We start from the raw sequence: 21,550 nt of genomic DNA, 5'->3' as shown, positions 1-21,550 counted from the left end.
TAATCAAGCTGGCGCGGCAGCCCGCCTGGCGGCTTTAGGCCCCCGCGGTGGCGGTTTTTTTCACTCGATCCCTACCTGGTTGCGACCATTGTGCTTGGCCAGATACAGGCCTTTGTCGGCGGCCGAGATCAATTGCCGGCAACTGGTGCTCGGCTGCGGCGTCATGGTCGACAGACCGATGCTGATGGTCAGGCTGGCCCCTTCGGTTGGCGCGATATGCGGAATCTTCAACGCGGCCACGGTCTGGCGCAGCTTCTCGGCCACCAGCCGCGCCCCGCCGGGCGAGGTGTTCGGCAGCACCAGGGCAAACTCCTCCCCGCCATAACGCGCCGGTAAATCCGACGGTCGGCTGCTGGCCTCGCGGATCGCCGTCGCCACCTTGCGCAGGGCTTCATCGCCCTCCAGGTGGCCGAAGTTGTCGTTGTAGGACTTGAAGTAGTCGACATCGATCATCAGCAGCGACAACTGGGTCTGGTCGCGCATTGCCCGGCGCCATTCCAGCTCCAGGTACTCGTCGAAATGCCGGCGGTTGGACAGGCCGGTCAGGCCATCGGAGTTCATCAGGCGCTGCAGCACCAGGTTGGTATCGAGCAACTGCTGCTGGCTGACCCGCAGCGCGCGATAGGCCGCGTCCCGCTGCAACAGGGTCATGTAGGAGCGCGAGTGGTAACGGATGCGCGCCACCAGCTCGATATTATCCGGCAGCTTGACCAGGTAATCGTTGGCCCCGGCCGCGAAGGCCGCACTCTTGATCAGCGGGTCTTCCTTGGTCGAAAGCACGATGATCGGAATATTCTGGGTCGCCGGGTGGTTGCGGTACTCGCGCACCAGCGTCAACCCGTCCAGGCCCGGCATCACCAGGTCCTGCAGGATCACCGTCGGCTTGATGCGGATCGCCTGGGCAATGGCCTGGTGCGGGTCGGCACAAAAATGGAAGTCGATGTTTTCTTCATTCGCCAACCCACGCCGCACAGCCTCACCGATCATTGCCTGGTCGTCGACCAGCAGCACCATCGCAGCATTTTCATCGGTTTTAAAATCGTCGAGCTGTAAATCATTCATGGGTTGTCACCTGAGTTGCTACCTGGCCAGGACAGCTGCGTTTGTCGGTCATTTGGCAAATATCTCCAGCAATCGTGGAGCGATCTTGTCCAGTGGGCGAATCTCTGTGGCAGCGTCGATGGCAGCCGCCGCCTTGGGCATGCCATACACCGCGCTACTATTCTGGTCCTGGGCGATGGTCAGGTAACCCTGATCGCGCATCAGCTTCAGGCCCTGGGCGCCGTCGCGGCCCATGCCGGTCAGCAGTACGCCGACCGCATCGCCATTCCAGTAACTGGCGACACTTTCAAAAAACACATCGATCGATGGCCGATAGATCTCGTTTACCGGCTCGGCGGTGTAGGCCAGGGTGCCGTTCTTCAACAGCCGGATATGGTGGTTGGTCCCGGCCAGCAGCACCGTGCCGCTCTGCGGTGGCTCGCCTTCGCGGGCCAGGCGCACCTTCAGCCCGGAAGCGCTGCTGAGCCATTCGGCCATGCCCGCGGCGAATACCTGGTCGACGTGCTGTACCAGCACGATGGCGGCCGGAAAATGGGCGGGCAGCCCCTTGAGCAGCACTTCCAGCGCCGCCGGGCCACCGGCGGACGAGCCGATCGCCACCAGGCCCTGGCGTTGCGCCATGGTGCGCATCGGCGCCGGTGCCGAACGCACGTGGTTGCCGCGCTGCTGGCCGATCAGCCAGCCGATATTGAGGATCTTGCGCAGTAAAGGCGCCGCCGCTTCCTGCGCATTGCCAGCCCCCAGGGCCGGTGTATCGACCACGTCCAGCGCGCCATGGCCCATGGCCTCGAACACCCGATGCACGTTCTGCTGGCGATCCACCGTGACGATCACGATGGCGCAAGGGGTTTCGGCCATGATCCGGCGGGTCGCCTCCACGCCGTCCATCACCGGCATGATCAGGTCCATCAGGATCAGGTCGGGCGTCAGCTGCGCGCAGTACTCGACCGCTTCGGCGCCATTGGTCGCGACCCACACCACTTCATGCGCGGGTTCGAAGGCCAGGGCCCGGCGCAGGGCCTCCACGGCCATGGGCATGTCATTGACGATCGCGATTTTCATGCCCGCGCTCCTCCAATCAGCTCCACCACCGCATCCAGCAGGGCGTCGTCATGGAAACTGGCTTTGGCTAGATAATAGTCGGCTCCGGCATCCAGTCCACGGCGCCGGTCCTCTTCGCGATCCTTGTAGGAAACCACCATCACCGGCAACGACTGCAGGCGATTGTCACGGCGCAGGAGTGTGACCAATTCAATCCCATCCATTCGGGGCATATCGATGTCAGTGATCAGCAGGTCGAAGTCTTCCGAACGCAGGGCGTTCCAGCCATCCATGCCGTCGACGGCGACCGCTACGTCATAACCACGGTTGAGCAAAAGCTTGCGTTGCAGCTCACGCACAGTGAGCGAGTCGTCGACCACCAGGATGCGCTTGCGCGCCGTCTCGGCCTGATGGCGGTTGTGACGGGCGATGCGCTCCAGCCGGCCGGTATTGAGCAGCTTGTCCACCGAGCGCAGCATGTCCTCGACGTCGACGATCAGCACCACGGAGCCGTCATCGAGCAAGGCCCCGGCGGAAATGTCCTGGACCTTGCCCAGGCGGTCGTCCAGCGGCAGCACCACCAGGGTCCGTTCGCCGATGAAACGCTCGACCGCCACGCCATAGACCGCGTCGCGCTCGCGAATCACCACCACCTTGAGTGTGGAGTCGTTGCTCTGCCCCGCCGGGCGTTGCAACAGCTGGCTGGCCGCGACCAGGCCGACATGGCGGCCTTCGTGCCAGAAATGCTGGCGCCCTTCCAGCTGGACAATGTCATCGGGCTCCAGGTCGCACATGCGTTCGATATGCGCCAGCGGGAAGGCGTAGGCCTCTTCGCCGACCTCCACCACCAGGCTGCGCACCACCGACAGGGTCAGCGGCACTTCGAGGTGGAAACGACTGCCCTGCCCCGCCACCTGCTCCATCTGCACCGCGCCGCGCAGCTGGCGCACCATGTGCTGCACCGCATCCAGGCCGACACCGCGCCCGGAGACCTCGGTGACCTTGTCCCGCAGGCTGAAGCCCGGCAGGAACAGGAAGGTCAGCAGTTCTTCCTCGCTCAGTTGGGCAGCGGTCTCGGCCGGGGACAGCTGGCGCTCGACGATGCTCTGGCGCACCCGTTCCAGGTCGACGCCATTGCCGTCGTCGCTGAGTTCCAGCACCAGCAATCCGGCCTGGTGGGAAGCGCGCAGGCGAATCAGGCCCTCGGCCGGCTTGCCCGCCAGCAGTCGCTGCTCGGGCATTTCGATGCCGTGATCGACCGCGTTGCGCAGCAGGTGGGTCAATGGCGCTTCAAGTTTTTCCAGCACGTCGCGATCGACCTGGGTCTTCTCACCTTCGACTTCCAGGCGGACCTGCTTGCCCAGGCTGCGCCCCAGGTCGCGGACCATCCGTACCTGGCCCATCAGCACATCGGCGAACGGCCGCATGCGGCAGGCCAGCGCGGTGTCGTAGAGCACCTGGGCACGCTGGCTGGCCTGCCAGCCGAACTCATCCAGCTCGGCGGTTTTCTCGGTCAGCAGTTGCTGGGACTCCGCCAGCAGGCGCCGCGCATCCTCCAGGGCTTCGAGGGCCTCCAGGCCCAACACCTGCTCCTTGAGATGCCCATTGAGGTTTTCCAGGGCGCGCAGCCCGTTGCTCTGCATGCGCTTGAGGCGCTGCAGGGCCGCCAGGTACGGCTTCAGGCGCTGGGTTTCCACCAGCGACTTGCTCGACAGATCGAGCAGGCTGTTCAAACGTTCGGCCGTGACCCGCAGCACCCGCTCGCCACCCTCGGCGAGCTTCTTGCCCTTCTGCGCAAGCGCCGCGGCCGTCTCTTGCAGGGTTTCCTGCAGTACCTCCTGCGGCATCTCGAACGGCGGGACCTGCGGTTCGGGTTCGACCCGCGGGGCCTCCAGCTGCAGCTCGGCCATGGGCAACAGGCCTGGCTCGACCCTGGGCGGGACAGCGCCTGCAGCCGGCGCACCCGACGAGCCGATCAACTGCTCCATGAGCGCCACATAGGCGGCAATGTCCTGATCACCGACCTGGCTGCCCGGCGTGGCAATGCGCATCAGGAAATCGGTGCCCTGCAGCAGCGCATCGATATGCTCGGGATGCAGGTACAGCCGCCCTTCCTGGGCACTGACCAGGCAATCTTCCATCACATGGGCCACGCTGACGCCAGCGTCGACCCCGACAATCCGCGCCGCGCCCTTGAGCGAGTGAGCGGCGCGCATGCAGGCTTCCAACTGGTCGGCCTGGATCGGATTGCGTTCCAGCGCCAGCAGGCCGGCACTGAGCACCTGGGTCTGGGTTTCGGCTTCCAGGCTGAAGAGTTCGAGCAGCGAGGCGTCGCGCATTTGATCGGGGGTCATGTCAGGCTCCGGGTCACGGCAGACAGCAACTGCTCTTCATCCAGCCAACGCAGGCTGCGGCCCTTCCATTGCAGGACGCCACGGGTGTACTTGGCACTGGCCTGCTGGCCGGAAACCGCGGCGGCGTCCAGGGTGCGCTCGTCGATGGCATGGATACCCTCCACCTCGTCCACCGGCACCACCACCGGGCCGCCCTGGGCGGCGATGATCAGCATGCGCGGAATGACCCGCGCGCCCGACACGACCGTGCCGCTGGTGTCCAGCCCCAGCAGTTCCACCAACGACAGGCAGGCCACCAGCGCACCACGCACATTCGCCACGCCCAGCAAGGCCCGCGAGCGCTGGTGCGGCAAGGAATGGATCGGTTGCAGCGGCGCCACTTCCACCAGGCAACGGGTGGCAATGCCCAGCCACTCTTCGCCCAGGCGGAACATCAACAGCGAACGGGTGACGACATCCGTATCGGCCTCGGCCGTGTGCTCAGGACGCTCCTGCTGCAACGCATAGCGGTCGAGCAGACGGGTGGCCGCGGCGGAATACACCGAGCAGTTGCGGCAATGCACATGCCCGGCCAGCAACGGGCAACTCTTGTCGCCATGGATACCGATGCGGTTCCAGCAATCGTCGATGGCCTGCGCATCTTCGTGGGTCACGTTCAACGAAACAGAGCCGCTCATGATTTACGCTCACTGTCTGCTGCACGGCCGCTACGGGCCGCACGCTCCTGCAATCGACGGGCACCGGCGACGTCGCCCTGGGAAGCCAGCAAGGCGGCCAGGTGCGCCAGCGCTTCGGCGTGCTGCGGGTCCAGGTACAGGGCCTTGCGATAGAAACCCTGGGCTTCCAGGGCGCTGCCCGCCACGTCGCTGAGCAGCCCTAGCCAATAGAACACCTGCGCCACCGGCTCGTGGGTATCCAGGTAGTGCTCGCAGGCCGCCCGGGCCTCGGCGCTTTTACCTTCGTTGGCCAGGGCCGCGATGCTCGCCAGCAGGGTCGTGGCGTCGCTGACCGGCCTGGTCGGCGCCGGGCGCTGGCTCGCCACGGCGGCACTGGAAAACGGCCGGCTGCGCACGGGCGGCGCGATGCTGCGCACCGGCTGGCGTGCCGGCAATGCGCTCGGTACGAAGGCCGGCGCGGGTTCGGGCTCGGGTTCGTTATGCCGGCTGAAGGCAAAGGACTGGGCAATACCGATCGAACGCATGCCCAAACGGCCCAGCAGGCTGCCTTCGGCCGGGCCGATGAACAGCACGCCTTCAACGTGAGTCAGGCGCTTGAGCACTTCGAACACCTGGCGCTGGGTCGGCTGATCGAAATAGATCAGCAGGTTGCGACAGAAGACAAAATCGTAGGGCGGTTCATGGGCCAGCAAGGTCGGGTCCAGCAGGTTGCCGACCTGCAGGCGCACTTGCTCGCGCACCCGCTCGCTGAGGCTGTAGCGCTCATCTTCGGCGGTGAAGTGCCGCTCGCGAAAATCGCTGTGCTGGCCGCGAAAGGAGTTCTTGCCGTACACCGCCTGCCTGGCCCGCTCGACCGACAGCGGGCTGACATCGAAGCCATCGACCTTGAATTGATGGGGGGCGAGCCCGGCGTCGAACAGGGCCATGGCAATCGAGTACGGCTCTTCGCCGGTGGAGCACGGCAGGCTGAGGATGCGCAATGCGCGCATGCCCTTGAGTTGGGAAAGGCGCGAGAGGGCGAGTTTGGCCAGGGTCGCGAAGGACTCCGGGTACCGGAAAAACCAGGTTTCCGGGACGATCACCGCCTCGATCAACGCTTGCTGTTCATCGCGCGAGCCTTGCAGGGTCTGCCAGTAATGGTCGGTGCTGGGCGCCTGCTGGGCGATGCTGCGCTGGCGCACCGCGCGCTCGATGATCGCCGGCCCCACCGAGGCCACGTCGAGGCCGATGCGCTCCTTGAGAAAATCGAAAAATCGCTGGTCGCTGCTCATGACGACTCCCCGAGCAACGCCGGATCCAGTGGCGGCGAGGGAAACAGCAGCGCGCGCACCTCGGCATCCAGCAGATCGTCGACCCGCACCCATTGCAGCAGGCCCTGGGCGTCTTCATGGACCGGCCCCAGGTACGGCGCATTGCGGTTATCCAGGCCGTAGGCCTTGAAGTCCTGCGGGTTGCACCGCAGGGTGTCGGTGGCCTGCTCGAGGATCAGCCCCAGCAACCGCGCGGGCTGTGCCGCCTGCGGGCGGTAATGCACCAGCACCAGGCGGGTGCTGGTGCGTTCCTGCGCCGGCTGGCCAAAGGTCAGGGCGCTCAGGTCGAGCACCGGCACCACCGCGCCGCGATGGGCAAAGACCCCGGCCACCCAGGACGGCGCCCGGGGAATCGGCTTGAGTTGCAGGCGCGGCAATACCTCGACCACCTCGACGGCCTGCAAGGCGTAACGTTCGGTGCCGATGCGGAACACCAGGAACAGCGCGTCTTTGGTCGCCGTCCCTGCGCCGCCTTTCGCTGCGAGCTCGTTCATCAGACTTTGAAACGCGAGACGCCGCTGCGCAGCCCCACCGCCACCTGGCTCAGTTCATCGATGGCGAAACTGGCCTGGCGCAGCGACTCGACAGTCTGGCTGCTGGCATCGCCCAGTTGCACCAGGGCGTGGTTGATCTGCTCGGCACCGGTGGCCTGGGCCTGCATGCCCTCGTTGACCATCAACACCCGCGGCGCCAGGGCCTGGACCTGATGGATGATCTGCGACAGCTGCTCGCCGACCTGCTGCACCTCGGCCATGCCGCGGCGCACTTCTTCGGAGAACTTGTCCATGCCCATGACCCCGGCCGAGACCGCCGACTGGATCTCCCGGACCATTTGCTCGATGTCGTAGGTGGCGACCGCGGTCTGGTCCGCCAGACGCCGTACTTCGGTGGCCACCACGGCAAAACCGCGCCCGTATTCGCCGGCCTTCTCGGCTTCGATCGCGGCGTTGAGCGACAGCAGGTTGGTCTGGTCGGCGACCTTGACGATGGTCACCACCACCTGGTTGATGTTGCCGGCCTTCTCATTGAGGATCGCCAGCTTGGCGTTGACCAGGTCGGCCGCGCCCATCACCGAATGCATGGTTTCTTCCATCCGCGCCAGGCCTTGCTGGCCGGAGCCGGCCAGCACCGAAGCCTGGTCGGCGGCGGTGGAGACTTCGGTCATGGTGCGCACCAGATCGCGCGAGGTGGCCGCGATTTCCCGGGAGGTCGCGCCAATTTCGGTGGTGGTTGCCGCGGTCTCGGTGGCGGTGGCCTGTTGCTGCTTGGAGGTGGCGGCAATCTCGGTGACCGAGGTGGTGACCTGGACCGAGGAGCGCTGCGCCTGGGACACCAGGGAGTTGAGTTCGGTCATCATGTCGTTGAAGCCGGTTTCCACGGCGCCGAATTCGTCCTTGCGCTCCAGGTTCAGGCGGCTGGTCAGATCGCCCGTGCGCATGACGTCGAGGATCTTCACGATACGGTTCATCGGCGCCATGATCGCGCGCATCAGCAACAGGCCGCACAGGCCCGCCGCCAGCACCGCCACCAGCAGGGAAACGCCCATGGTGACCTTGGCCTCGGCCACCGCATCGTCGATCTGCGAGGCGGCCGAATCGGCGACCCCCTTGTTCTCGTCGATGATGTCGTTGAGTTTCATCCGACCGGCGATCCAGGTGGGCGTCAACTGCTCATGGAACACGCGGACAGCCTCGGCTTCCTGATTACGCCGATGCAGATCCAGGACCGAGGCCTGAATCCTGAGAAATTCCTGATGGCGCTTTTCAAACTCGTCGAACTCCTGCCGGTCTGTCTCGCCGCGAAGCGTTCCCTTGTAGCTGGCCATGTATTTCTGCAGGCGTTGCTCGAAGCTTTTGAAGTCCGCCTCATCCTTGGCACTGACGCCCTTGCCTTCGTTCAGGCCGATGATTTCCTGGGTATGCAGGAAACTGTCGACCCATGAACCGCGAATCATCGAACTGAAATAGACCCCGGGAATGGCATCGGAACGCATGCGGTCTTCACCGGCCTCGATCTTCAACAAGCGGGAGTACGAGGCTATGACCATCAGCAGCATGATGGTGATAATCACCGCAAAGCTCGCCAAAATGCGTTGGCGCAACGTCCAGTTCTTCACAGTCAGTCCTCGGGGCCATTCAAATGGTGGGGAGTATAGCCGAGGGCGTACCATCATTTATCAGCGTGTTGCGCACCACGTCTCACTCAGAGCGAAAGGCAGGGTCCGCTCTGGAGGGCTACTTTCCGCCAGATGGCTCGAGCGCCGCCAGTGATGATCCGGCACAAGCAGAGGGTATTTCAGCCATCAAAGAGGGCGTGCGAAGCTTTCTCCAGCGCACGCCCGATTGGCGTCAAAGACTGGCCTGGCGCACCTGTTTTTCCAGTTCGAGCTTCAACCCCGGCTCCAGCTTGAGCTGACGCGACAGCTCATCCAGGTAGGCCTTCTCCATGAAGTTTTCCTCGTCCACCAGCATCACGCTGGCGACGTACATTTCGGCGGCCATTTCCGGCGTGCCGGCGGCCCGCGCGACATCCGCCGGGTCCAAGGGTTTGTTGAGTTCGGCGTGCAACCAGTGCTGCAGCTCCTGGTCGTTGTCCAGCTTGGTGAACTCACCTTCGATCAGGGCGCGCTCGCGCTCGTCGATATGGCCATCGGCCTTGGCTGCGGCCACCAGCGCCTTGAGAATCGCCTGGCTGTGCTGCTCGACCTGCTGCGCGGGCAGGCGGTTGAGGGTCTGCGGCTCGCTTTTCGGCGCACCGGCCTGCTGCGCCTGCCAGTTGCCGTAGGCCTTGTAGGCGATCACGCCCAATGCCGCCAGGCCGCCGTAGGTCAACGCCTTGCCCCCGAACTTGCGGGCTTTTTTATTGCCCAGCAGCAAGCCCATGGCGCCGGCCGCCAACGCCCCGCCACCAGCACCGGATAACAGGCTGCCGAGCCCACCGGCCCCGCCACCGAGCAACCCGCCCAGCGCGCCCTTGTCGGCAGCGGATGCCTTGTTCTGCTGCGCCCCGGCCTTGTTCTGCAACAGCTCCTGGCCGGACTTGAGCAATTGATCGAGCAATCCACGGGTGTTCATCCAAACCTCCAGCAATTTGAGTTGATCGAATCAATAAGGCCACCAGCCTAGATCGAAGTGCCCAGCGCTTGGGCTCGAGTGTGCTTCCAGATGTTGCTTCGCCGGACTCGGCCATGCGCCTGGGCAGTCGTTCGATTAAAAAGATATACACTCGAAAAAATCGATAAAAACGCCTGACCGGTGATTGCCCATGATGACCCTGCGCCAGATCCGTCACTTCATCGCCGTGGCCGAGACCGGATCGATCTCGTCCGCCGCCCAGGCAGTGTTCATTTCCCAGTCGACCCTGACCCTGGCGATCCAGCAGCTCGAACAGGAAATCGGCGTCAGCCTGTTCAACCGCCATGCCAAGGGCATGACCCTGACCCACCAGGGCCACCAGTTCCTGCGCCAGGCGCACCTGATCCTGGCCACGGTCGACAACGCCAAGCGCAGCCTGCAACAGAGCACCGACCAGGTGGCCGGCCAGTTGATCGTCGGCGTGACCAGCCTGGTCGCCGGTTACTACCTGGCGGACTTGCTTACGCGTTTCCAGCGCGCCTACCCCAATGTGGAAATCCGCGTGATGGAGGATGAGCGCCCGTACATCGAGCACTTGCTGGTCAGCGGCGAAATCGACGTCGGGGTGTTGATCCTTTCCAACCTCGAGGACCGTCACGCCCTGCAGACTGAAGTGCTGACCCACTCCCCTCACCGCCTGTGGCTGCCTGCCCAGCATCCGTTGCTGGAACACGACAGCATCAACCTGGCGGATGTCGCGCGCGAGCCGCTGATCCAGCTCAACGTCGATGAAATGGACCGCAACGCCCAGCGCCTGTGGTCCGGCGCCGGCCTGCAACCGCGCGTCACCTTGCGCACCGCCTCCACCGAAGCGGTGCGCAGCCTGGTGGCGGCCGGGCTTGGGGTGTCGATCCAGCCGGACATGACCTATCGCCCCTGGTCGCTGGAGGGCGACATCATCGAAGCCCGGCCCATCGCCGACCTCAGCCAGACCCTCGACGTCGGCCTGGCCTGGCGCCGTGGCGCGGCGCGCCCGACGCTGGTGGACCCGTTCCTGACCGTGGCCCGCGAACAGCCCCACGGCGGGCGCAAGCCATCTATTTAATCGAACGCTGCATTCAGTATTTAGTATTTGTCGAGCACCGGCCCCGCCACTAGTCTCTGATCATCCGTCCAGAGAGGGCCGGGCCTCCGTCACTGGAGAGCACCATGGCCATACAAGAAAAGAGAACCCGGAAAATGGCTGGCGCGCAGACTCCGTTGTCCACCGCTTTGTTGATCGATGGCGAATTGGTCGCCGGCCAGGGGCTTGTCGAGCCGATCCTCAACCCGGCCACCGGCGAAGTGCTGACCCAGATCGCCGAGGCCAGCAGCGAACAGGTGGAAGGCGCGATCCTCGCCGCCCACCGCGCCTTTACCGACTGGTCGCGCACCACGCCCCAGCAACGCTCGAACATCCTCCTGGCGATTGCCGATGCCGTGGAAAAACAGGCTGACCACCTGGCCCGCCTGGAATCGCTGAATTGCGGCAAACCGCTGCACCTGGCGCGCCAGGATGATCTGGGCGCTACCGTCGACGTGTTCCGTTTTTTTGCCGGCGCCGTGCGCTGCCAGACCGGCCAGCTGGCCGGCGAGTACCTGCCGGGCTACACCAGCATGGTGCGGCGCGACCCCATCGGCGTGGTAGCGTCCATCGCGCCGTGGAACTACCCGATCATGATGGCCGCCTGGAAGATCGCTCCGGCCCTGGCCGCCGGCAACACCCTGGTGTTCAAGCCGTCGGAGCACACCCCGCTGTCGATCCTGGCCCTGGCGCCAACCCTGGCCGAACTGCTGCCACGCGGCGTGCTGAACATTGTCTGCGGCGGTGGCGAAGGCGTCGGCAGCCACCTGGTCAGCCATCCCAAGGTGCGCATGGTGTCGCTGACCGGCGATATCGTCACCGGGCAGAAGATCCTCCAGGCCGCCTCGAAAACCCTGAAACGCACGCACCTGGAGCTGGGCGGCAAGGCTCCGGTAATCGTCTGCAACGATGCCGACCTGCAGGCCGTGGTCGAAGGCGTGCGCAACTACGGCTACTACAACGCTGGCCAGGACTGCACCGCGGCCTGTCGGATCTACGCCCAGGGCGGGATCCATGACCGCCTGGTGGCCGAGCTGGGCGCCGCCGTGAGTAGCCTGCGGTTCGCCGGCAAGCGCGATGCCGACAACGAGATCGGCCCGCTGATCAGTACCCGCCAGCGCGATCGCGTGGCCAGCTTCGTCGAGCGCGCCCTGGGCCAACCGCATATCGAGCGGGTGACCGGCGCGGCGGTGCATTCGGGCGCCGGCTTCTATTACCAGCCGACCCTGCTGGCCGGCTGCCGGCAGCAGGATGAAATCGTCCAGCGCGAAGTGTTCGGCCCGGTGGTCACCGTCACCCGTTTCGACGAGCTGGCGCAGGCCGTGGAATGGGCCAACGACTCGGAATACGGCCTGGCCTCGTCGGTCTGGACCCAGAACCTGGACAAGGCCATGCAGGTGGCGGCCCGCCTGCAATACGGCTGCACCTGGATCAACAGCCACTTCATGCTGGCCAGCGAAATGCCCCACGGCGGCTTGAAACGCTCCGGCTACGGCAAGGACCTGTCCAGCGATTCGCTGCAGGACTACAGCGTGGTGCGGCACATCATGGCCCGCCACGGCAATGACCTGGAATAACGGCACTAAGCTAATAACAAGCCCTTAGGGCGCGCTCCACCACGTTCACAACTGCCCCGACCATAATTTGAAGAAGAGGGTTTCCCCATGTTCGTGCACAAGACCGCACTGCTCAGTGCAATCACCACCGCCCTGCTGGCCAGCGCCAGCCTCCAGGCCGCCGAACCGCTCAAGGCCGTCGGCGCCGGCGAAGGTCAGCTGGATATCGTGGCCTGGCCCGGCTACATCGAACGTGGCGAAAGCGACAAGAGTTACGACTGGGTCACCGGCTTCGAGAAAGAGACTGGTTGCAAGGTCAACGTCAAGACCGCGGGCACCTCCGACGAGATGGTCAGCCTGATGGCCAAGGGCGGCTACGACCTGGTCACCGCATCCGGCGACGCCTCCCTGCGGCTGATCGTCGGCAAGCGCGTGCAGCCGATCAACACCGCGCTGATTCCCAACTGGAAAAACCTCGATCCACGCCTCAAGGACGCGCCCTGGTACGTGGTCGACAAGCAGACCTACGGCACGCCCTACCAGTGGGGCCCGAACGTGCTGATGTACAACACCACCGTCTTCAAGCAGGCGCCGACCAGCTGGAGCGTACTGTTCGATGCGCAGAACCTGCCGGACGGCAAGCCCAACAAGGGCCGCGTGCAAGCCTATGACGGGCCGATCTACATCGCCGACGCCGCGCTGTACCTCAAGAGCGCGAAACCGGAACTGGGGATCCAGAACCCTTACGAACTGACCGAGGCCCAGTACAAGGCGGTGCTCGACCTGCTGCGCGCCCAGCAGCCGCTGATCCACCGCTACTGGCACGACACCACGGTGCAGATGAGCGACTTCAAGAACGAAGGCGTGGTCGCCGCCAGCTCCTGGCCGTATCAGGTCAACGGCCTGATCAACGAGAAACAGCCGATCGCCTCGACCATTCCCAAGGAAGGGGCCACCGGCTGGGCCGACACCACCATGCTGCACAGCGAGGCCAAGCACCCCAACTGTGCCTACAAGTGGATGGACTGGTCGCTCACGCCGAAGGTCCAGGGTGACGTCGCCGCCTGGTTCGGTTCGCTGCCGGCCGTGCCGGCGGCCTGCAAGGAAAGCGAACTGCTGGGCGCCGAGGGCTGCAAGACCAACGGCTTCGACCAGTTCGACAAGATCGCCTTCTGGAAAACCCCGCAGGCCGAGGGCGGCAAGTTCGTGCCGTACAGCCGCTGGACCCAGGACTACATCGCGATCATGGGCGGGCGGTAAGCCCTCTGTAGCCGCTGCCGCAGGCTGCGCAAGGTCCGCTGGACCTTCTGCGCCCTGAGGATCGCCGCGCCCTTGCGGGGCGATCGCAGCCTGCGGCAGCGGCTACAGGTTCCTGCGCCAGGTTCGCTCCGGCAGGAGCGGCCTTCGCCGCCAGACCTGATCCCGCTTATTTCGACAGCGCGCTTTTCCGGAGCACCGCACCATGACGCTTGCAGTCCAGTTCACCAACGTTTCCCGGCAGTTTGGCGAGGTGAAGGCCGTTGACCGGGTTTCCATCGATATCCAGGACGGCGAGTTCTTTTCCATGCTCGGCCCTTCCGGCTCGGGCAAGACCACCTGCCTGCGCCTGATCGCCGGCTTCGAACAGCCGAGCGCCGGTTCGATCCACATCCACGGGGCCGAAGCCACTGGGTTGCCGCCCTACCAGCGCGACGTCAACACCGTGTTTCAGGATTACGCACTGTTCCCCCATATGAACGTGCGCGACAACGTGGCCTACGGCCTGAAAGTCAAAGGCGTCGCCAAGGCCGAGCGCCTCAAACGCGCCGAGGAAGCCCTGGCCATGGTCGCCCTGGAAGGCTACGGCGAGCGCAAGCCGGTGCAGCTGTCCGGCGGCCAGCGCCAGCGCGTGGCCCTGGCCCGGGCGCTGGTCAATCGGCCGCGGGTCCTGCTGCTGGACGAACCCCTGGGAGCGCTGGACCTGAAGCTGCGCGAACAGATGCAGGGCGAACTGAAGAAGCTGCAGCGCCAGCTCGGCATCACCTTCATCTTCGTCACCCACGACCAGACCGAAGCCCTGTCGATGTCCGACCGCGTGGCAGTGTTCAACAAGGGCCGCATCGAGCAGGTCGACAGCCCGCGTAACCTGTACATGAAACCGGCCACCACCTTCGTCGCCGAGTTCGTCGGTACCTCCAACGTGATTCGCGGCGAGCTGGCCGAGCGCCTGAGCGGCAGCCAGCGGCCCTTTTCGATCCGCCCGGAACACGTGCGCTTCGCCGAAGGCCCGCTGTCCAGCCACGAGATCGAAGTCAGCGGCCTGCTGCACGATATCCAGTACCAGGGCAGCGCCACCCGCTACGAGCTGCAGCTGGACAACGGCCAGACCCTCAGCATCAGCCAGGCCAACGACCAATGGCTGGACAGCAGCGCCCAGCACCAGACCGGGCAACGCATCAGCGCGCGCTGGGCCCGCGAGGCGATGATCCCGCTGGCCGATACCCTGGCGAGCGGGGTGTGACATGAACACCCTGGCAATCACTCCCCAAAGCGCCGGCGGCTCGCCGCTGCGGCGCTTTTCCAACCTGCTGTACCGGCGGCCGAACCTGTACCTGGCGCTGCTGCTGGTACCACCGCTGCTCTGGTTCGGCGCGATCTACCTGGGCTCCTTGCTGGTCCTGCTCTGGCAAGGCTTCTACACCTTCGACGACTTCACCATGGCGGTCACCCCGGACCTGACCCTGGCCAACTTCGCCGCGCTGTTCCAGCCGTCGAACTTCGACATCATCCTGCGCACCCTGAGCATGGCCATCGCCGTCTCGCTCGCCAGCGCCGTGGTCGCCTTCCCCATCGCCTACTACATGGCGCGCTACACCAGCGGCAAGACCAAGGCGTTCTTCTATATCGCGGTGATGCTGCCGATGTGGGCCAGCTACATCGTCAAGGCCTACGCCTGGACCCTGCTGCTGGCCAAGGGTGGCGTAGCCCAGTGGTTCGTCCAGCACCTGGGGCTGGAGCCGCTGTTGCAGTTCATCCTGGGGATTCCCGGGGTCGGCGGCAGCACCCTGTCGACCTCGCACCTGGGGCGCTTCATGGTGTTCGTCTATATCTGGCTGCCGTTCATGATCCTGCCGATCCAGGCCTCCCTGGAACGCCTGCCGCCGTCCTTGCTGCAAGCCTCCGCCGACCTCGGCGCCAGGCCAAGCCAGACCTTCATGCAGGTGATCCTGCCGCTGTCGGTGCCGGGCATCGCGGCCGGCTCGATCTTCACCTTCTCCCTGACCCTGGGCGATTTCATCGTGCCGCAGCTGGTGGGCCCGCCCGGCTACTTCGTCGGCAGCATGGTCTACGCCCAGCAAGGAGCGATCGGCAACATGCCGATGGCCGCGGCCTTCACCCTGGTGCCGATCGTGCTGATCGCCATTTACCTGTCCATCGTCAAACGCCTGGGGGCCTTCGATGCGCTCTGATTCAGCCACGCACGGAGAACAAGCTTCACTGGGCCTGCGCCTTGCCGCGTGGGGCGGGCTGCTGTTCCTGCATTTTCCGATCCTGATCATCTTCCTCTACGCCTTCAACACCGAAGACGCGGCCTTCAGCTTTCCGCCCCAGGGCTTCACCCTGAAGTGGCTCAGCGTGGCCTTCGCCCGCCCCGACGTGCTCGAGGCCATCAAGCTGTCGCTGCAGATCGCCGCCATCGCCACCCTGATCGCCCTGGTCCTCGGCACCCTGGCCTCGGCGGCGCTGTACCGGCGGGACTTCTTCGGCAAGCAGGGCATTTCGCTGATGCTGATCCTGCCCATCGCCCTGCCGGGGATCATCACCGGTATCGCCCTGCTGGCGACCTTCAAGACATTGGGGATCGAGCCGGGGATGTTCACCATCATCGTCGGCCACGCGACCTTCTGCGTGGTAATCGTCTACAACAACGTGATCGCCCGCCTGCGTCGCACTTCCCACAGCCTGATCGAAGCCTCGATGGACCTGGGCGCCGACGGCTGGCAGACCTTCCGCTACATCATCCTGCCCAACCTCGGCTCGGCGCTGCTGGCCGGCGGCATGCTGGCGTTCGCCCTGTCGTTCGACGAAATCATCGTCACCACTTTCACCGCCGGCCATGAACGCACCCTGCCGCTGTGGCTGCTCAACCAGCTCAGCCGGCCGCGGGACGTACCGGTAACCAACGTCGTCGCCATGCTGGTGATGCTGGTGACCATGCTGCCGATCCTCGGCGCCTATTACCTGACCCGCGGCGGCGAGAGCGTCGCGGGCAGCGGCGGCAAATAAAACCGGCTTGGAACCCGGGCCTGTAGGAGCGAGGCTTGCCCGCGAAGAGGCCTGCACATTCAACATCGATGTTGACTGCTAACGCGTTTTCGCGGGCAAGCCTCGCTCCTACAGAGGCTCGTTTCCATAGAAAAACAATAGCTTCGAAGAGGACACGAACATGCAAACCAAACTCTTGATCAACGGCCAACTGGTCACTGGTGAAGGCCCTGCCCAGCCGGTATTCAACCCGGCAATGGGCAAGGTGCTGGTGGACATCAACGAGGCCAGCGAAGCCCAGGTCGATGCCGCGGTGCGCGCCGCCGACGCGGCGTTCCAGAGCTGGTCGCAAACCGTGCCGAAAGAACGCTCGCTGCTGTTGCTCAAGCTGGCCGACAGCATCGAAGCCCACGGCGAAGAGCTGGCCCGGCTGGAGTCGGACAACTGCGGCAAGCCGCTGAGCGCGGCCTTGAACGACGAGATCCCGGCGATTGCCGACGTGTTCCGTTTCTTCGCTGGCGCCAGCCGTTGCCTCAGCAGTTCGGCCGGCGGCGAATACCTGCCGGGCCACACGTCGATGATCCGTCGCGACCCGGTGGGGGTAATCGCCTCCATCGCGCCGTGGAACTACCCGCTGATGATGGTCGCCTGGAAAATCGCCCCGGCCCTGGCCGCTGGCAACACCGTGGTGCTCAAGCCCTCGGAGCAGACCCCGCTGACCGCCCTGCGCCTGGCCGAACTGGCAGCCGGGATCTTTCCCGCCGGCGTGCTCAACCTGGTCTTCGGCCGCGGCGCCACGGTGGGCCAGCCGCTGGTGACCCATCCGAAGGTGCGCATGGTATCGCTCACTGGCTCCATCGCCACCGGCTCGAACATCATTTCCAGCACCGCCGACAGCGTCAAACGCATGCACATGGAACTGGGCGGCAAGGCGCCGGTGATCATCTTCGACGATGCCGACATCGACGCCGCCGTGGACGGCATCCGCACCTTCGGCTTCTACAACGCCGGCCAGGACTGCACCGCCGCCTGCCGCATCTATGCGCAGGAGGGCATCTACGAACGCTTCGTCGAGAAGCTCGGCGCAGCGGTCGCCAGCATCAAGTACGGCCTGCAGGGCGACCCGGACACCGAGCTGGGCCCGCTGATCAGCGCCCAGCACCGCGACCGCGTGGCCGGCTTCGTCGAGCGCGCCATCGCCCAGCCGCATATCCGTCTGGTCACCGGCGGCAAGACGGTGGACGGCGACGGTTTCTTCTTCGAACCAACGGTGCTGGCCGACGCCCAGCAGGACGACGAAATCGTCCGCCGCGAAGTGTTCGGACCGGTGGTCTCGGTCACCCGCTTCGCCGACGAAGCCCAGGTCCTGGGCTGGGCCAACGACTCGGACTACGGCCTGGCGTCCTCGGTGTGGACCGCCGATGTCGGCCGCGCCCACCGCCTCTCGGCGCGCCTGCAATATGGCTGCACCTGGGTCAACACCCACTTCATGCTGGTCAGCGAAATGCCCCACGGCGGGCAGAAACTCTCCGGCTACGGCAAGGACATGTCCATGTACGGCCTGGAGGACTACACCGTCGTGCGCCATGTGATGTTCAAGCACTGATCCGCATCGCGGGCAAGCCTCGCTCCTACGGACTGTATAAATCCGTAGGAGCGAGGCTTGCCCGCGATGGTCGCGACACGAATCAGAGAACGATGTGGCAAGGCCGCCTGCCCTGCTAATAGCAATTACCGTCGGTTTCAGCGCAGAACTCATAGGGCGTGTTGCTGATGAACCAATCGAGCCAGTGGTGTTGCCAATCCGGCCACTGAATGATGTAGGTCTTGGTGGCCTTGATGAACTCCAGGCCAAAGATGCTGATGCTGTTGTCGTCCTCGTACATCCGCAGGTCCAGCGACCAGTCCCGGATCAAGGGCGTGCGGTAGACCCGCTCCGGGTCCTCAAGGTCGATGACCTGCAGATAGCCCTTGCCGCCGAAAGGCACCAGCAGCCCGCCGGCCGAGGCATGCTGCAACAGGTAACGACCGGAGGGACTGGTCGCCGAATAAGGCTCGCGTTCAAGCACTGTGTAGAGCGCGCTGGCGAACACCAGTACACAGGCTCCCAGCAGGCCCCCCACGACCGCCAGGGTCTTCTTGTACTTCATCGCGCGCACGCCGAAAAACCGCAATTCATTTGCCCGATCTCCTTGAAAGGCGGCTATTGAACGAGGCCTGGCCAAGCCGATCAAGTTGCGGCACCATCCGCCGCCACAAAACGCCTGGTTTCCCCGCCCGCGGCGCGGAAACTTCTCCGGCAGCAAGGATGCGCCCATGCCTCGTCATTCCCGAATCGTCAGCCTGATGCTGCAAGTGGCCGTCTGGCTGGTGCTGCCGTTCGCCGCCCTGCAACTGGGCCTGGTACTGACCCACGCCGTCGCCGCGCCCTTTGTCTCGGCGGTGGCGGCTCCCACCGGGGTCCTGTCCCTGGTGCTGATCCAGATCACCCTGGTGTATGCCGCCGCCAAAGGCTGGCACGCCTGCGGCATGCCTACCCACTATCGCTGGCTGGGCCTGTGGCTGGGTTGCGTACTGGTGCTGTATGCCGTGCCGAGGCTCATGCCGTTGATCAGTAGCAGCCCATGAATCACAGAGGCTGTTCAGCCTGTTGGTGATCTTCACCTGGTGCAAAACCCGCTGAAGATCAGGCCAGCCTGAGGTAAAGATGGATGTCCTCGGGCTCCAGGCGATGCAGCTCTGGATCGGGGGCCGACAACAGCTCGCAGCCCAGGCGGCGGTAGAAATCCACGGTGTTGCGCGATGGCGTGGCCGAGACATAGAGCCCCTCGCCGCCCATGCGCCGCGCCTGCTCGGCGGCCAGGCCGAACAGCCGCTGGCCCAGGCCGCGCCCGCGATAAGCCTGGCTGACATGCAGGAACTTCAGCTGCCGCAGTTGCAAGCCGGCGCTGTGGATAACCAGGCAATCGACCACCGCCGCGGCCACCAAGCGGTGCTCGTCGAACACCCCGTACAGCCAGCCGCCGCGCTGTTCACACGCCTGCAAGACCTGCGCGTCATGCTCGGCTTCGCCAGGCGGCCAGCCGGTCACCACTTCGCGCTGGGGATAACACAGCAGTTGCCCGTCCTGCAGGCGGTAGAACGCTTCGATCAGTTCCGCGCGGTCAATCAGTTTGAACAGCGGGATGTCTTGCGGGGTCAAAGGGCGTTCATTGAGCATCTTGGGTTTCCTGAAGCCGTCCGTGGTTTTACGTATCGATACACGCGGGGCATTTTTTGCCCCGGGCGAACCGATTATTCTATCCGCCAGCTGTTAAAAGTCCGTTGTGTTTGGCCGAAGGCATGACCGAACCTCCATTTCCGATCCAGCGCAGCCAGGAAGGGCTCGGGATCTCCTGACAAGGTTCACTTATGCATCGCAGGCATCTTCTGAAAGCATCCATGGCGCTGGCAGCCTACACCGGCCTGTCGGCCACGGGTCTGTTGGCCACCCGGGCCTGGGCGGGCGCCGCCGACGGCGAAGCGCAGGCCTTCGATTTCGAGATTCTCAAGACCCAGGCCAAGCAATTGGCCGGCAAGCCCTACGTGGATACCAAGCAAGTGCTGCCGCCGACCCTGGCGACCATGACCCCGCAGAACTTCAACGCGATCCAGTACGACGGCAACCACTCGCTGTGGAAGGAGCTGAACGGCCAGCTGGACGTGCAGTTCTTCCACGTCGGCATGGGCTTCAAGCAGCCGGTGCGCATGTACAGCGTCGACGCCAAGAGCCGTCAGGCGCGGGAAGTGCATTTCCGCCCGTCGCTGTTCAACTACCAGAACACCAGCGTCGACACCGCGCAGCTCAAGGGCGACCTGGGCTTTGCCGGCTTCAAGCTGTTCAAGGCCCCGGAACTGGATAGGCACGACGTGGTGTCCTTCCTCGGCGCCAGCTATTTCCGCGCGGTGGACAAGACCGGCCAGTACGGCCTGTCGGCCCGCGGCCTGGCGATCGACACCTACGCCAAGAAACGTGAAGAGTTTCCCGACTTCACCAAGTTCTGGTTCGAGACCCCGGACAAGGACAGCACCCGTTTCGTGGTCTATGCCCTGCTCGACTCGCCCAGCGCCACCGGCGCCTACCGCTTCGACATCGACTGCCAGGCCGAACGCGTGGTGATGGACGTCGACGCGCACGTCAACGCCCGCACCGCCATCGAACAGCTGGGCATCGCGCCGATGACCAGCATGTTCAGCTGCGGCACCCATGAACGGCGCATGTGCGACACCATCCATCCGCAGATCCACGACTCGGACCGCCTGGCCATGTGGCGCGGCAACGGCGAGTGGATCTGCCGCCCGCTGAACAACCCGGCGACCCTGCAGTTCAACGCCTTCGCCGACAAGGACCCGAAGGGCTTCGGCCTGGTGCAGACCGACCACGAGTTCGCCAACTACCAGGACACCGTGGACTGGTACAGCCGGCGCCCGAGCCTGTGGGTCGAGCCGACCACCGCCTGGGGCGAAGGCTCGGTCGACCTGCTGGAGATCCCCACCACCGGCGAGACCCTGGACAACATCGTGGCCTTCTGGACCCCGAAAAAACCGCTGGCCGCCGGGGACTCGCTGAACTACGGCTACAAGTTGTACTGGAGCGCCCTGCCACCGGTGGGCACGCCGCTGGCGCGGGTCAACGCCACCCGTTCGGGCATGGGCGGCTTCGTCGAAGGCTGGGCCCCGGGCGAGCATTACCCGCCGGTCTGGGCCCGGCGCTTCGCCGTGGACTTCAATGGCGGCGGCCTGGAGCGACTGCCGGAGGGCACCGGCATCGAACCGGTGGTCACCGCGTCGAACGGCCAGGTCAAGGATTTCCATGTGCTGAAGCTGGACGAGATCCAGGGGTATCGCGTGCTCTTCGACTGGTACCCGACCAACGACAGCGTCGATCCGGTGGAGCTGCGGCTGTTCATCCGCACCAACGATCGCACCCTGAGCGAGACCTGGCTGTACCAGTACTTCCCGCCGGCACCGGACAAGCGCAAGTACAGCTGAGGAAGCACTATCGCCTGTAGCCGCTGCCGAAGGCTGCGATGGGCCGGGAACCGGTCGTCAACGGGCGCCACGGATGG

Annotated in this window: 19 protein-coding genes; 9 read left to right on the top strand and 10 right to left on the bottom strand. The window is 64.8% G+C overall.

What is annotated here, in order from left to right:
- Positions 1-60: 60 nt before the first annotated feature.
- The 8 genes from DK261_RS00915 to DK261_RS00880 all read right to left on the bottom strand — a co-directional run bounded on the left by DK261_RS00915 (position 61) and on the right by DK261_RS00880 (position 9,518).
- Positions 61-1,062 (bottom strand): PleD family two-component system response regulator, encoded by a 1,002-nt coding sequence (locus DK261_RS00915; RefSeq protein ID WP_007927977.1) that lies wholly within the window; start codon positions 1,060-1,062, stop codon positions 61-63.
- 48 nt (positions 1,063-1,110) lie between these two features.
- Positions 1,111-2,124 carry a chemotaxis response regulator protein-glutamate methylesterase gene (locus tag DK261_RS00910; RefSeq protein ID WP_009047174.1) on the bottom strand — a complete coding sequence of 338 codons (1,014 nt, stop codon included), beginning with the start codon at positions 2,122-2,124 and terminating at the stop codon, positions 1,111-1,113.
- Positions 2,121-4,457, bottom strand: coding sequence for a hybrid sensor histidine kinase/response regulator (locus DK261_RS00905; RefSeq protein ID WP_053268323.1), 2,337 nt, complete (start codon positions 4,455-4,457; stop codon positions 2,121-2,123). Before DK261_RS00905 ends, DK261_RS00910 begins: the two co-directional genes overlap by 4 nt.
- Positions 4,454-5,134, bottom strand: a complete 681-nt coding sequence (locus DK261_RS00900; protein WP_009047172.1) for a chemotaxis protein CheW — start codon at positions 5,132-5,134, stop codon at positions 4,454-4,456. Before DK261_RS00900 ends, DK261_RS00905 begins: the two co-directional genes overlap by 4 nt.
- On the bottom strand, positions 5,131-6,405 hold the full coding sequence (locus DK261_RS00895) for a protein-glutamate O-methyltransferase CheR (RefSeq protein WP_009047171.1): 1,275 nt from the start codon (positions 6,403-6,405) through the stop codon (positions 5,131-5,133). The genes DK261_RS00900 and DK261_RS00895 overlap by 4 nt, the downstream gene beginning before the upstream one ends.
- Positions 6,402-6,938: a chemotaxis protein CheW gene (locus tag DK261_RS00890; protein WP_009047170.1), complete on the bottom strand. Its 537-nt coding sequence runs from the start codon at positions 6,936-6,938 to the stop codon at positions 6,402-6,404. Before DK261_RS00890 ends, DK261_RS00895 begins: the two co-directional genes overlap by 4 nt.
- A complete protein-coding gene (locus DK261_RS00885) occupies positions 6,938-8,560 on the bottom strand; it encodes a methyl-accepting chemotaxis protein (protein ID WP_009047169.1) in 1,623 nt (540 codons plus the stop codon). Before DK261_RS00885 ends, DK261_RS00890 begins: the two co-directional genes overlap by 1 nt.
- 232 nt (positions 8,561-8,792) lie before the next feature.
- The gene (locus tag DK261_RS00880; protein WP_009047168.1) at positions 8,793-9,518 is read right to left on the bottom strand and encodes a tellurite resistance TerB family protein; all 726 of its coding nucleotides are present in this window, start codon (positions 9,516-9,518) and stop codon (positions 8,793-8,795) included.
- Positions 9,519-9,708: 190 nt separating this feature from the next.
- On the opposite strand from DK261_RS00880, the gene DK261_RS00875 reads away from it, so the two are divergent.
- The 7 genes from DK261_RS00875 (at position 9,709) to DK261_RS00845 (ending at position 18,048) form a co-directional block, all read left to right on the top strand.
- Positions 9,709-10,623, top strand: a complete 915-nt coding sequence (locus DK261_RS00875) for a LysR family transcriptional regulator (RefSeq protein WP_009047167.1) — start codon at positions 9,709-9,711, stop codon at positions 10,621-10,623.
- Positions 10,624-10,727: 104 nt separating this feature from the next.
- Positions 10,728-12,218 carry a gamma-aminobutyraldehyde dehydrogenase gene (locus tag DK261_RS00870; protein WP_028681738.1) on the top strand — a complete coding sequence of 497 codons (1,491 nt, stop codon included), beginning with the start codon at positions 10,728-10,730 and terminating at the stop codon, positions 12,216-12,218.
- Between the two features lie 87 nt (positions 12,219-12,305).
- Complete coding sequence (gene ydcS / locus DK261_RS00865) at positions 12,306-13,457, top strand: putative ABC transporter substrate-binding protein YdcS (protein WP_009047165.1); 1,152 nt, start codon at positions 12,306-12,308, stop codon at positions 13,455-13,457.
- Between the two features lie 202 nt (positions 13,458-13,659).
- Positions 13,660-14,697, top strand: coding sequence for an ABC transporter ATP-binding protein (locus tag DK261_RS00860; RefSeq protein WP_009047164.1), 1,038 nt, complete (start codon positions 13,660-13,662; stop codon positions 14,695-14,697).
- A gap of 1 nt (position 14,698) precedes the next feature.
- Positions 14,699-15,646: an ABC transporter permease gene (locus DK261_RS00855; protein WP_009047163.1), complete on the top strand. Its 948-nt coding sequence runs from the start codon at positions 14,699-14,701 to the stop codon at positions 15,644-15,646.
- The gene (locus DK261_RS00850) at positions 15,636-16,463 is read left to right on the top strand and encodes an ABC transporter permease (protein ID WP_081362587.1); all 828 of its coding nucleotides are present in this window, start codon (positions 15,636-15,638) and stop codon (positions 16,461-16,463) included. The genes DK261_RS00855 and DK261_RS00850 overlap by 11 nt, the downstream gene beginning before the upstream one ends.
- Positions 16,464-16,623: 160 nt before the next feature.
- On the top strand, positions 16,624-18,048 hold the full coding sequence (locus tag DK261_RS00845) for a gamma-aminobutyraldehyde dehydrogenase (RefSeq protein ID WP_110175161.1): 1,425 nt from the start codon (positions 16,624-16,626) through the stop codon (positions 18,046-18,048).
- 115 nt (positions 18,049-18,163) lie between these two features.
- Here the strand turns inward: DK261_RS00845 and DK261_RS00840 are convergent, their stop codons facing one another.
- Positions 18,164-18,592 carry a hypothetical protein gene (locus DK261_RS00840; protein ID WP_223815552.1) on the bottom strand — a complete coding sequence of 143 codons (429 nt, stop codon included), beginning with the start codon at positions 18,590-18,592 and terminating at the stop codon, positions 18,164-18,166.
- 166 nt (positions 18,593-18,758) lie between these two features.
- On the opposite strand from DK261_RS00840, the gene DK261_RS00835 reads away from it, so the two are divergent.
- Complete coding sequence (locus tag DK261_RS00835; protein ID WP_009047159.1) at positions 18,759-19,070, top strand: hypothetical protein; 312 nt, start codon at positions 18,759-18,761, stop codon at positions 19,068-19,070.
- A 58-nt stretch (positions 19,071-19,128) separates the two neighbouring features.
- On the opposite strand, the gene DK261_RS00830 is transcribed toward DK261_RS00835, so the two are convergent.
- Entirely contained in the window at positions 19,129-19,662 is a 534-nt protein-coding gene (locus DK261_RS00830) for a GNAT family N-acetyltransferase (protein ID WP_110175160.1), read from the bottom strand.
- A gap of 191 nt (positions 19,663-19,853) precedes the next feature.
- On the opposite strand from DK261_RS00830, the gene DK261_RS00825 reads away from it, so the two are divergent.
- Positions 19,854-21,473: a glucan biosynthesis protein D gene (locus tag DK261_RS00825; RefSeq protein WP_009047157.1), complete on the top strand. Its 1,620-nt coding sequence runs from the start codon at positions 19,854-19,856 to the stop codon at positions 21,471-21,473.
- Positions 21,474-21,550: the final 77 nt, after the last annotated feature.

It is taken from the genome of Pseudomonas sp. RW409 (assembly GCF_003184125.1).
GTDB lineage: Bacteria > Pseudomonadota > Gammaproteobacteria > Pseudomonadales > Pseudomonadaceae > Aquipseudomonas > Aquipseudomonas chlororaphis_I.
Note: the sequence above shows the minus strand (reverse complement) of the source record. Positions and strands in the feature narration are given on the sequence as shown.